The organism is Streptomyces sp. NPDC094448, from assembly GCF_044763775.1.
Lineage (GTDB): Bacteria > Actinomycetota > Actinomycetes > Streptomycetales > Streptomycetaceae > Streptomyces.
In genome coordinates this window covers 44,500-56,813 of record NZ_JBIWGU010000013.1, presented here as the reverse complement: position 1 = coordinate 56,813, position 12,314 = coordinate 44,500, and the positions used below count along the sequence as shown (strand labels likewise).

The window sequence follows — 12,314 nt, the reverse complement described above, 5'->3', positions numbered from 1 at the left end:
CCGGCGCGGCCACGGCAGCGGGCCCGGTGCCCGAGCGGAATGCTCGGGCACCGGGCCCCGTCCCCCGTGGTCGGGCGGCCGGAGCCGCCGGGCCTACTCGCTGGCGATCGCGTTCAGGACATTCATCCGGCCCGCGCGGAACGCCGGGACCAGCGCCGCGAACAGGCCGACGAACGCGGATCCGAAGAAGACCGTGACGATCGTGGGCCAGGGGATCTCCAGCACCCCCAGTCCTTCGAGCGCCAGCAGCTTCTGCGCCGACGTGCCCCAGCCCATGCCCAGACCGAGGCCGAGGAGTGCGCCGAAGAGAGCGATGACCACGGACTCCAGGCGGATCATGCGGCGCAGCTGGCGGCGGGAGAGGCCGATGGCCCGCATCAGACCGATCTCACGGGTCCGCTCGACCACCGACAGGGCCAGGGTGTTCACCACACCGAGGACGGCGACGACGATGGCCAGGGCCAGCAGACCGTAGACGAGGTTCAGCATCTGGCCGACCTGGTCCTTCAGGTCCTCCTTGAAGTCCGCCTGGTTGGAGGCCCGGTACTGCGGATACGGCTCCAGTGAGGTCTTCAGCGCCTCGTACGTCTCCTGGGCCCGGCCGTCCTTCGCGGAGGCGAAGAGCATGAAGTTCTGCGGCAGCTTCGCCGCAGGTATGTGGCTGCGGGCCGTCTCCGTGCTCAGGATGATCGCGCCCTGCTCCATGGCGCTGTCGTCGGAGGTGATCGCCCGGACCGTCAGCTGCGCGGGCCGCGCGCCGCTGAAGGCGACGGTCAGCTCGGAGCCCACCTTCAGCCCGTGCTTCTCGGCGTACTCCTCGCCGACCGACAGGGAGTCCTTGCGGTAGGCGTCCGACTGCTTGCCCGCGACCATCTCCTTCCGGAGGTCCTTGGCGTAGGTCGGATCGGTGGCGACCAGCGTCATCTTCTCCGAGCTGCCGTCAGGGGCGGTGACCTCGGCGGGGATGTCGCGGTACTCGGTGACGTACGCGATGCCCTCGGTCTTGCGCACCGCCTCCAGCGCCTTGGGCACGACCGGCTGGCCCGGCTGCGCCTGGATGATGAAGTCCGCGCCGACCGACTTGTCCAGCTCCTCCGTCGCGGAGGCGACCATGGAGGAGCCGACCACCGAGAGGCCTGCGACCAGGGCGAGTCCGATCATCAGCGCGGCGCCGGTGGCACCCGTGCGGCGCGGATTGCGCAGGGCGTTGCGCTCGGCCATCCGGCCGACCGGGCCGAAGGCGCGGAGCACCACCACACTGAGGGCACGGACGACCACCCCCGCCAGCAGCGGGCCGATCACGATGAAACCCAGCAGGGAGAGCACCACACCGACGGCGAGGACCATGGAGCCCTCGGATGCCTTGTCCGCCTGGGTCGCCGCGATCAGCCCCAGGGCGCCGCCCGCGGTGAGCAGCAGCCCGACGGCGGCCCGCACCCGGCCGGACTTGCCGTCGGCCGGGACGCCGGTCTCGCGGAGCGCGGCCATCGGGGAGATCCTGCTCGCCCGGCGGGCCGGGACGTACGCGGCGACGATCGTCACGACGACCCCGAGGACCACGCCGACGACCGGTGTCGTCCACTTCACCGTCAGGTCGTCGGTGGAGAGGTTCATCCCCATGTTGCCCATCAACTTCATCAGACCGACGGCGATACCGACACCGGCCGCGACGCCGAGGGCGGAGCCGACGATGCCGAGCAGTACGGCCTCGATGAGAACGGAGCGGTTGACCTGCTTGCGGCTGGAGCCGATGGCCCGCATCAGGCCGATCTCACGGGTGCGCTGGGCAACCAGCATGGAGAAGGTGTTGACGATCAGGAAGATGCCGACGAGGAGAGCGATCCCGGCGAAGCCGAGCATCGCGTACTTCATGACGTTGAGGAAGGAACCGACCTCCTTGCGGCCCGCGTCGGCCTCCTCGTCCGCGGTTTTGAGGTCGTAGCCGGCGCCGAGGGCGGCGGCGAGGTTCTGCTTGGCCCGGTCGTCGGAGACGCCGTCCTTCGCGGTCACCGCGATCTGGGTGAAGAGGCCTTCTTTGCCGAGCAGTTGGCGCTGGGCGGTGGCGGTATCGAAGACCACCATGGCAGCACCGGGGTTGGTGACCTTGAAGGCCATGATCCCGCTGATGGTGGCGGTGAAGTCGCCGTCCACCGTGATGGTGCGGATCGGGTCGCCGATCTTCAGCTTCTTCTTCTCGGCGGTGTCCTTGTCCACCATGATTTCCGTGGGGCTGCGCGGGGCCTGTCCGGAGCTGATGTCGAAGGTCTTCAGATCGACCTCGGTCCAGTTGCCCGCGATGGTGGGGCCGCCGCCGGTGGCGCCGATGTTCTTGTTCTTCTTGTCGACGATGGTCACGGCCGTGGTGTGGACCATGCCCACGGCGTCCTGGACGCCCTCGGCCGAACCGGCCTTCTCCACCAGCGACGCGGGCAGGGTGTCGGGGCGGCCGGTGGCCGGGGCCTCTTCGCCCTCCTCCGGCTCCTTCGGGGAGACGGTGACATCGGAGGAGGTGACCGCGAAGAGCTTGTCGAACGTCGTGTTCATGGTGTCGGTGAACACCAGGGTGCCGCAGACGAAGGCCACCGACAGCAGCACGGCTGTCGCCGAAAGCGCCATCCGCCCCTTGTGGGCGAAGAAGTTCCTGAGGGACGTCTTGAACATGGTCACGAGGTACGCCCCCGGGCGTCGAAGTCCTTCATCCGGTCCAGCACGGCCTCGGCGGTGGGCCGGAACATCTGGTCGACGATCCGGCCGTCCGCGAGATACAGCACCCGGTCCGAGTACGAGGCGGCCACCGGGTCATGGGTGACGATCACGATGGTCTGCCCCAGCTCGTCGACCGAGCGCCGCAGGAAGCTCAGCACCTCGGCACCGGCGCGGGAGTCCAGATTCCCCGTCGGCTCGTCCCCGAAGATGATGTCCGGCCTGGCGGCGAGCGCCCGGGCGACGGCCACACGCTGCTGCTGCCCACCGGAGAGCTGCGTCGGCCGATGCTTCAGCCGGCCGGTGAGACCGACGGTCTCCACCACCCGGTTCAGCCAGGCGCCGTCCGGCTTGCGGCCCGCTATGTCCATGGGCAGCGTGATGTTCTCCAGGGCGTTGAGCGTCGGCAGCAGATTGAACGCCTGGAAAATAAAACCGATCCGGTCCCGGCGGAGCTGCGTCAGCTTCTTGTCCTTCAGGCCGGTGATCTCCGTATCGTCCAGATAGATCTGGCCGGACGTGACGGTGTCCAGCCCGGCGAGGCAGTGCATCAGCGTCGACTTGCCCGAGCCCGACGGGCCCATGATGGCGGTGAACTGCCCGCGGGCGATGTCCACGTCGACCTGGTCGAGGGCGACGACACGGGTCTCGCCCGAGCCGTAGGCCTTGACGATCTGCCGTCCGCGCGCGGCGACGGCCGAACGCTCTCCGGTGGCCCCGTGGGGCGAAATGGTCGTGGCCGTAGTCACGGTCGGTCTCCTCGATGGGTGCGCGGTCTGCTGTCGCCAACTGCCTTGGTAAAGAGTCTGTCGGCGGGGCGGGGTCGGCGCGCTGGTGCGAGTCACCGTGTTGATGCGGGGGTTTACCCCACCCCCCGGTGCGCCGTAAGACCAAGTTAAAGAACGGAGGCCGGAGGGTTCGTCGTCCCTCGGAACGAATGCGGCAGGCCGTGCTCTAGGGCGCTCCCCCTAGGGCTTCTCCACCCAGAGGTGGAGGCGTCCCCTAGGAGGACGGGCCGCGACTGTCGGGGTTCCCCGAGCCCCGGGTGTGGGGGGGGCGCCCAGTCCCGTGCGCCGCGTCTTGTCCGGGAAGCGCCGTGCCCGGCAGGGCTGTGTTCCGGCTGCGGCCCGGATGTGGATGGTCGCGCAGTTCCCCGCGCCCCTATGCCTGGCGGCGCGGGAGGACCCCCAGCGCCCCTTCTTCCCTCCCCGGGGAGCGCCGTGCCTGGCGGGGGTGCATTTCCGACCGCGGGCCGTCGTGGGCCGTTCGCGCAGTTCCTCGCGTCCCTGGGTTACCTGCCTCTCCGCCCCTGGAGAGTGAAGCTCCCGCGGCAAACAGAGATCCTTGGGCACCTGATCATGTCGGGATCAGGTGGGAGGGGGGTGCAGGGTCGCCCCCGCAGCCGTGGGCGACAAGACCGGACGCGCTTCGGGGCGGTGCATCGCAGGCCGCGAGGAGGCGAGCCCGGAGGCCACCGACCCACCCGCACCCGGCAATACCCCGCGCCTACCCCACGGAGTGACGCGACCCGACCGCCGGAGAAACCCGCACCATGCGGGCGGGGCCGCCCCCGGCGGAACGCGGCCCCGCCCCGGGCTACCCCCCAGCCGGAGGCGTCACCGTCGGGAGGGAGTCCTGGAGCAGCTTCAGCGGGGCCAGCGCCTCCTCGCGCTGCGTCGCGTGCGTGGACAGAATGCGTTCCGTTTCACGGGCCACCGCCTCCGCCTCCCCCTGCGCCCCCGCCCGCAGCGCCTCCGCCCGCGCCTCCGACTCCTCGTTCGTGCGCCGCGCGTACTCCTCCGCCTCCGCCAGCTCCCGCTCCGCCTCCCGCAGCAGCGCCGCCGCCCGCTCCTCCGCGCCCGCCCTCCGCTCGTCCCCCGCGGCCGCCCGGCGTTCGGCGTCGCGGTCCACCTCCGCCCACCGGTCGGCCTGTTCGGCCTCCAGCACGGCGAGCATGTGCTCGGAGCGTTCCCGCATCGACTCCCAGACGACCGTCGCCTCGGCGCGCGCCGCGGTGGCGTCCCGGCGGGCGTCCATGAGAAGCCTGCCGCCCGCGGTCCTGGCGGCGGTGGTCAGGCGCCGGGCGTGCTCCTCGGCCCCGGCCAGTGCGGCTCCGGCCTCCGCCCCGGCCTCGTCGGCGAGGCGCCGGGCCGCTTGCTCCGCCTCACCCGTGGTGCGCTCGGCTTCGTCGCGGGCGGAGGTGCGGACGTGGTCGGCGGTCTCCCAGGTGACCGCGAGCAGTTCGCGGGCGGGGGCGCCGAGGGCCTCGTACGTCTGCGGCGAGGCCTCCTCCGCGGTCTCGCGCAGCCGGGTGAGGTCCGCGTCCATCCGCCGGGCGAGCACGGTCAGCCGGGCCACCCGCTCCCAGGCGGCGTCACGCTCGCCGGAGAGCCTGTCGAGGTACTCGTCGGCCTGGTCGGCGCGGTAGCCGCGGCGCGCGACGTCGAAACCGCGGGCGGAGACGGCGGGCGGGACGGAAGGCGGCGCGGGAGTCGAGGGAGGCTGTGGTGTGCGGGCTTCTGTGATGGTCATCCTGCGACCCCTTCGTCTCCCGTGACCGATGACATGACGAACAACACAAACAGTTCGCATATCATCCGCGATACGGACTAAGTGGTCACATGACGACACTCGGAACGGCCACCAAGGGGACCGAAAAGACGAACGGGGCGCCGGTCCCGGAGAACCGGCGCCCCGTCCACAGCGCCTCGCAGAAACACGTACGACCGCTACAGCAGGCCGTCCCACATCTGTTCCAGCAGTACGGACCACCAGCTCTCCGGCGATGCCAGGGCCGCCGGGTCGAGCGCGGCCAGATACGCCTGGAAGTCGACGGTCCAGCGGCCCGCCTGCTCCGGGTTGAGCCCGTACCTCAGCCGCCACATCTGCCCCAGCAGGGCCATGCAGCGGACGAACTCGGGCAGTCCGGTGTTGACGAACTGCGGCGCGGTCGCCGCTCCACCCGGACCGGCTTCGACCGGGACGGCCACGATGTTCGCCGTGCCGTACTGCACACAGATCGCCCGGCCGAAGTCGCTGCCGACGACCAGATAGGAGTTGGCGTCCGGCGCGGCCTGCACCTGCCGCTGGGCGGCGAGTTCGGCCAGCGTGGGGATGACCGGCCGGGCGGGCTGGGCCCAGAAGAAGGGGTTGAAGTCCCCGGGCAGCCCGGCGTACACGAGGGTCGCGGCGACGATGTCCGGTACGCCCTGGCGGGAGACCGCCCGCTGGTCGAAGCGGAGGATGCCCTGCGGCCCGAAGGCGTTGAGCAGCTCGTGCGCGACGCCCTGCGGCGGCACCGGCGGCGCGGGCTGGACCTGCGGCAGCGGGACCCGGACCGGCGCGGGCCTGGCGGGCCCGTCGGCGACCTGGTGCAGCTCCCCCTGGTGGGTGATCAACTGCCGCATGCCGTCCTGCCGTCCGGCGTGGTCGCGGCCGTACGGGGCGATGCTGGTGATCCGTGCCTGCGGCCAGGTCTCCCGGATCATACGGGCGCAGTACCCGCCGGGCAGTTCGCAGGACTCCAGTTCGGTGTGGAGCCCCAGCACCTGGTTGGGCGGGACGTTCATGGCGCGCAGCTCGTGGAGGATCTGCCACTCCGGGTGGGGAGTGCCGGGGGCGCTGCGGCGGATGATCTGCGCCTCGGAGCCGTCGGGGGCGCGGTAGCGCAGGACGGCCTGGTAGCCGGGGCCGACAGTCGGTACGCCGGACGGCTGCTGGGGGTAGCCGTACGCACCCGGTGCCGGGGGCGGCGGGCCGGGAGGCGCGGGCGGTCCGGCCATCGGGGGCCGTCCGGGCGCGGAGGGTGCGCCGGGGGGACCCGGCGGCGGGGGCGTGGCACCAGAGGCTCCGGGGACACCGGGGAAGCCGGGGACGCCGGACGCGCCAGGGGCGCCGGGAACCCCGGGTGCTCCCGGGGGCGGTGGGGGCGCGCCGGGGCCGGGCGGGTTCGGCCGGGCGAACATGGTCGGGGCGTGGTGGACCTCTCCCCCGGGCCCCGGGGGCGCGGGCGGAGGGCCGGGCGGCGGAGTCGGGTCGGGGGTCACCTGGGAGACGAGCTGGGTAGGGGTGTATCCCCCCACCGACTGTCCGGACTGTCCCGGTCGACCGGGCGGACCGGGGGGCGGCGGGGTCGGCGGGGTCGGCAGGCTCGTTGAAGGGCTGCCGGGGCGCCGCGGGGGCGCGGCCTTGGCGGTGGCGGCATCGGCGATGTCGGCGGCGCCCGCCGCGGGACGTACCAGGGGAGTCGCCAAAGCCGGGGTGGCGCCCGGCAGCGGTCCGGGCGGTCCGGGCGGCCCCGGAGGTACGGGCGGGGGCGTGGCCGAAGCCTGAGTCTCCGGTACGGCGGGGGGCGAGGCGGGCGTGGAGGCGACGGGCTTCATCGCGCTCTCGACGGCAGTGGGCGGGAGTTGGCTGCCGCCCTCCATGAGCGCGGTCGGCAGCTCGGCGGCAGCCGCGTCCTCCTCGGGATCGGCGGGCGATTCGAGCACGGTCACCGGCAGCGGTACGGACCCGTCACCGGCGCCGACGGCCGGACTGCCCTGGCTGGGCGTGGGCCAGGCACTCCCGGCGGTGTCGGCGGGGGTGTCCGCGGGGGGCGGCGGGGTCAGGGCGGCGCCCGGCACGGCATCGGCGGGCTCAGGCTCCGGCACCGCGTCCGCGACCACAGGCACGGGCGACGGGGCGTCACCGACCGTGTCCCCGGTACCGGTGGCACCTGTGGCACCGGTGGCATCCGAGGCATCCGCCGCACCCGGCACGGGAGCCGCACGGTCCGCGGCCTCCTGGAGCCACTCCGGCGGGGTGATCAGGAACGACGTCTGGTTCAGGTCGATCCGCCGCGGGCGCTCGGGGGCGGCGGGCGGCGGTGCGTCGGCGGGGCCGCCGTACTCCTCCTCGTACCGCCGGATGACCTCACCGACCGGCAGTCCGGGCCAGAGCGTGGTCTCACCGCCGGTCCGGGCGATGACCATCCGCTGGCTGCCGCCGTCCGAACGGACACCGCCCTCGCGGTCCTCCGCCCACACCACGAACCCCAGGTCGAACTCCCGTACCCGCACCTCGCGGTGCTGGTAGGCGGGGACATCGCCGTTGATCCACTCCTCGGCGCGCTCCTGCGCCTGCGCGAACGTCACCATCGCCGCGTCACTCCCCATCCGGTGCATCGGTCGCGGACACGGGCACGGCCCGGGCGAAACCGCCGTCGACCATCAGGCCCGCCACGGTCTCCAGCTCGGGCGGACTGCCCGCGAGCCGCCCGAGGAAGGCGTCGAAATCGTCGCCGCAGTGCTGGAGCAGTCGCTCCACCCGCTGGTCGGCGGGTTCGCCGTCCCGGTCGCGGATATCGTCGTACGCGCAGAACCGGACCGAACCGGTCGCCGTGCCCCGCACCTTCACCGCGAGCAGCCCGCCCTGGACATAGGCGATGCCGAGGTAGTCCTTGGTGAGATGGTCGCGCAGGCACTTGTTGACATAGACGAGATCGTCGGCGGCGGCCTCGTCGCGGACCGTGAAGAACGGCTGGTCGACCAGGAGCCCCAGCTCGGGGTCGAGAGCCGGCCCCACCGGGGCGCAGCCGCCCGCGGCCTTCAGGAAATCGCGGTAGGCGCCGGGAAGGCGGTAGCCGAGATCCTCCTCGACGCCGAGGAGTTGCGGTTCGGCGACGGCGGTACCCCGCCGGGGCAGGCGCAGATGGGCGGGGCGGGTCTCCTGGAGCGGGCGGGTGCCGCGCTTGCCGTGGTCGACGGGCGCGGTGGCGAGACCGCCGTGGTGCCGCAGCAGCGCCTTGACCTCGACCGGTATCAGCTCCATCCGGCGGCTGCCGCGGACGTGGTGCCAGGTCCAGCCGTGGGGGGTGGCGACGGAGGACAGGCCGTCCCAGAACTCGTGGCCGTCGGCGTGGAGGGCGGCGTTCGCCGATACGTAGTCCGTCAGACGCAGCTCGTCGATGCCGAAGCCCTCGGGCGGTTCCGCGATCTCCGCGGCGGCACGGGCGTACGGGGTGAAGTCCGGGTAGCCGTCGGCGTCCACGCGCACCCCCCGGGGATGGCGGGAGGCCCGGACCGGATCCGGGAAGTGCACGACCTGACCGGCGTAGGCCGCGTTCGGCGGCCCGGCGGGCGACTGGGCATCGGGGCCCGGAGGCGGGGCCCCCGGCCCCTGCCTGCCTGTCGTCCCTGTCGTCATGGGATCTGCACCCCCTGCTGGCTACTGACTGTCCGGGACAGCCTATGCGGTGGGGTCGGCGGCGTCGCCCGGCGCTTCCCCGGCGCTGCCGTACCGCCGCACCGGTCCTCACGGCGCTCCGCCGGGCCGCCGGACTCCGTGCCGGACCCCGTCCCGAACGCTCACCAAGTGTCACGACCGAGTGACCGAACGCCGACGGGAAAGCACGTTTCATCGCCCCAGCTTCCCCAGTAAGCACAGCATTTGGCAGGCTGTTACCTGCTCGGGGGGAGTGCACTGGAGGGACCACGGCACCATGCACACAGCGCAACCGTTTACACAGAGCAACACGGGTGATCCTCGTCTCAGCTGGAGCAGCGACGAGGGAACGCACACACCGGTGCTCGGTCACCGCCGCGACGGCATTCTGCCGACGGTCGCGGCGGCGCTCTCCGTTCGCGGTACGGTCCTCATCTCCACCGCCGCGAAGGCGGACCGCGCGCCGGTCCTGCACCCCCTCGTCCAGGACTTCCTCGACACCCTCACCAGCAGCCAGCGGGAACGATTCACCGGACGCTGCGCCGAGGCCCTGCTGCTGTCCCGGCAGCTCACCGAGGCCGACGGGAAACGCTCCAGACGGTCCCAGCGCAGGCCCATGACGTACGGCGAGGCCAAACGCGCCCTGAAGAACGCCAGGCTGACGGCGCGCCGGATCCGCGAGGACGGAGATCCGCTGCACGGCAGCTACGCGCCGCCGTGCCGGTCCTGTACGGCGATGCTCGACCACTTCGGCGTACGCGCCGTCGATCCCACCGCCCCCGAGAACGGCTGACCACCCGCCCATGTCCGACAGACTGAGTACGACACGCTTCCCCGTCGGCATCGACGCCGCGCTCCGGAACGCGGGCTGGCTGCCCGGCCGCTGGGACATCAAGCTGGCCGAACACTGGGCGGACACGCTGCGCGCGTACGAGTCGCCCGCGGGGCACCGGCACGCGGTGTTCCCGGCGGCGGTCGAGGCGTGGGCCGAATTCGGCGGACTGCGGATCTCGGCTCCGGCGCCCGGCCGCCAGGTGGCGCCGCCGGATCTGCGGGTGGACCCCCTGTACGGGCTCCACCTCGCCCGTACCCTCGGCGATCTGGGGCGGGCGCTGGACACGGAGCTGGCGCCGCTGGGCGCGGAGGGGGAGGACCAGGCGGTCCTCGCGGTGGATGTACGGGGGCGGGTGTACAGCGTGGACCACACGGGCGACTGGTACGTGGGGCCGAGCGTGGACGCGGCGCTCACCCATCTGCTCTCGGGCCGCGTCCCGGCCCGGCTCACCCCGGGCTAGCCGGGGCCTCCGGGGCCTGGCCGGGGGGGTGCCTCCTGCTGGTGAGCTCTGAGGCCACCGACCCACCCGCACCCGGCAAAACCCCGCGCCTACCCCACGGAGTGACGCGATCCGACCACCGAAGGGCCTGCACCCCGGAGCCGCGATGACTCCGGCTTCTTGAGCCCCGTCGGCGATTGAGGTGCAGGAGCGGCCCGTACCCCGCGGGCAATCCAGCCCCGGGGGCCCCGGGCTACCCCACAGCGGGAGGCGCCACCGTCGGAAGGACCGCCGAGACGCGGAAGCCTCCCGCGTCCGTCGTGCCCGAGACGAAGACGCCGCCCAGGCCGTGGACCCGTTCCCGCATGCCCACCAGGCCGTTGCCCCCGCTGGGGAGGTCCGCGCCGGGGGCGCCGCCCGCCGCGTCCGGGGCGCCGTTCTCGACCTGCATGGCGACCTCCTCCTCCCGGTGCGCCAGCCGGACCAGGACCTTCGCCCCGGCCGCGTGCTTGTGGACGTTGGTCAGCGCCTCCTGCACCACGCGGTAGGCGGTCTGCTCGACCTCGGGGGCGTAGCCGCGGGCCTCGCCGTGGACCAGGTACTCGACGGCCATCCCCGCCTGCCGGGACTGGCCCACGAGGCCCTCGACGTCCGCGATGCAGGGGCCGTCCGTATCGCCCCCGGCGGCCGCCGCTGCCGCCGCTGCCGCCGCGACGCCCACCGCGGCCAGTGGTATCACCGCGCTCCGGGGCCGGTCGGCCTCGCCCGCCCGGAGCACCCCGAGCATCTCCCGCAGTTCGGTCAGTGCCTGGCGCCCCATGTCCCCGACGAGGGCGGCGTTCTTGACGGCCTTCGGGGGGTCCTTGAGCGCGACGGCCTGGAGGGCCGCGGCGTGGACGACCATGAGGCTGACCCGGTGGGCGACGACGTCGTGCATCTCGCGCGCGATCCGGGTGCGTTCTTCCGTACGCGCCCATTCGGCACGCTCCTCCGCGCGGTCGGCGAGGAGGGACAGCTCGGCCTCCAGGCTGTCGGCGCGCTCCCGGAGGCTCTCCATCAGCCGGCGCCGGGCACCTATATAGAGGCCGAAGAGGACCGGTGGCAGGGACAGGCCGACGGCGACAAAGGAGGACATGGCGGGGACGAACCAGACGCCGGGGTCGCCGAAGTCCTCCGGCGCGTCCCGTACGTCCTGTGCCATCTGGGCGTAGGCCACGATGAACATGGCGACCAGCGACATGCTCGTCAGCGTGGCCGTGATCCGCTTGGGGACCTCGGACGCGGCGAGGGTGTAGAGGCCGACGAGGGTCATCAGCCAGCCCATCTCGGCGGGCGTGATCGCGATGCCGACGAGCACGACCGCGATGGGCCACCGGCGCCGTACGACCAGCACGGATCCGGCCAGCACGCCGAACAGCACCCCGAGCGGCAGCGGGGCGCCCGTACCGTCCGCGAATCTCGCGCCCTCGAAGGCGCACTCCACCGCGGACACCAGGGCGAGCCCCACGTCCAGCGCGGCGCTCCGCCGGCGTTCCCACCACCCCCCGACGCGGGGCCTCGTGCCCGCGGCGTCCCGGTGTGCCCCCGTTATGGTCATGCCGTCCACCCTACGGGCGGCGGGCACCGAACACCCGGGGTGTTTTCCGCGATTCCCCGGGATATCACGGCCCTCGGGCCGGTTCCGGCCGCCCGCCACGACCGGGGGCGGGAAGCCGGTGCCGGAGCCCGGCGGGCCGCTGCCGAAGGGCCGGAACCCGGTGCCGCGGCGGCCGGTTCGGGACGGGCGGCGGGGATCGGGCGCCTTACACCGTCGCGGGGGAGGCTGCCCGTACGGCATAGTAGGGGCTGCCCAGGTGCTCCCCGGTCATGAGACCCGTATCACCTCGGGTTGGCGATCCCAGGTCGTCTAATGGCAGGACAAATGGTTTTGGTCCATTGAATGAGGGTTCGATTCCTTCCCTGGGAGCCGTACCGCCGCGGGAGCCTCACGGCATCCGCAGGCAGGGGGCGCGGGGGGCCGGCGGGGGGGGGCGGGGGCCCCCCCCCCCGGGCGGGGGGGGGGGGGGGGGGGGGGGGGGGGGGGCCCTACCACCAGGTGGAGTCAAGGCGGCCTTCGATGGAGCGGAGATGGGT

Annotated in this window: 8 protein-coding genes and 1 tRNA gene; 3 read left to right on the top strand and 6 right to left on the bottom strand. The window is 72.9% G+C overall.

The annotated features are described in order from the left end of the window. Positions 1-93: 93 nt before the first annotated feature. The 5 genes from ACIQ9E_RS24445 to ACIQ9E_RS24425 all read right to left on the bottom strand — a co-directional run bounded on the left by ACIQ9E_RS24445 (position 94) and on the right by ACIQ9E_RS24425 (position 8,889). Positions 94-2,667: an ABC transporter permease gene (locus tag ACIQ9E_RS24445; protein WP_403710345.1), complete on the bottom strand. Its 2,574-nt coding sequence runs from the start codon at positions 2,665-2,667 to the stop codon at positions 94-96. Next, complete coding sequence (locus ACIQ9E_RS24440) at positions 2,664-3,452, bottom strand: ABC transporter ATP-binding protein (protein WP_366258120.1); 789 nt, start codon at positions 3,450-3,452, stop codon at positions 2,664-2,666. The genes ACIQ9E_RS24445 and ACIQ9E_RS24440 overlap by 4 nt, the downstream gene beginning before the upstream one ends. An 847-nt stretch (positions 3,453-4,299) precedes the next feature. Beyond that, positions 4,300-5,235 (bottom strand): cellulose-binding protein, encoded by a 936-nt coding sequence (locus ACIQ9E_RS24435; RefSeq protein WP_403710343.1) that lies wholly within the window; start codon positions 5,233-5,235, stop codon positions 4,300-4,302. Positions 5,236-5,432: 197 nt separating this feature from the next. Further along, positions 5,433-7,841, bottom strand: coding sequence for an SUKH-4 family immunity protein (locus ACIQ9E_RS24430; RefSeq protein WP_403710341.1), 2,409 nt, complete (start codon positions 7,839-7,841; stop codon positions 5,433-5,435). A gap of 7 nt (positions 7,842-7,848) precedes the next feature. After that, positions 7,849-8,889: an SMI1/KNR4 family protein gene (locus tag ACIQ9E_RS24425; RefSeq protein WP_403710339.1), complete on the bottom strand. Its 1,041-nt coding sequence runs from the start codon at positions 8,887-8,889 to the stop codon at positions 7,849-7,851. A 295-nt stretch (positions 8,890-9,184) separates the two neighbouring features. Here ACIQ9E_RS24425 and ACIQ9E_RS24420 point away from each other — a divergent pair, with 295 nt between their 5' ends. Both ACIQ9E_RS24420 and ACIQ9E_RS24415 read left to right on the top strand, forming a co-directional pair. After that, complete coding sequence (locus ACIQ9E_RS24420; protein WP_403710337.1) at positions 9,185-9,700, top strand: YwqJ-related putative deaminase; 516 nt, start codon at positions 9,185-9,187, stop codon at positions 9,698-9,700. Between the two features lie 10 nt (positions 9,701-9,710). Further along, positions 9,711-10,202, top strand: a complete 492-nt coding sequence (locus ACIQ9E_RS24415) for an SUKH-3 domain-containing protein (protein WP_403710335.1) — start codon at positions 9,711-9,713, stop codon at positions 10,200-10,202. A gap of 232 nt (positions 10,203-10,434) precedes the next feature. On the opposite strand, the gene ACIQ9E_RS24410 is transcribed toward ACIQ9E_RS24415, so the two are convergent. Continuing rightward, positions 10,435-11,778, bottom strand: a complete 1,344-nt coding sequence (locus ACIQ9E_RS24410) for a sensor histidine kinase (RefSeq protein ID WP_403710333.1) — start codon at positions 11,776-11,778, stop codon at positions 10,435-10,437. Positions 11,779-12,076: 298 nt separating this feature from the next. Between ACIQ9E_RS24410 and ACIQ9E_RS24405 the strand changes: the two genes are divergently transcribed. Beyond that, a tRNA-Gln gene (locus tag ACIQ9E_RS24405) sits at positions 12,077-12,147 on the top strand. The last annotated feature ends 167 nt before the right edge of the window (positions 12,148-12,314 follow it).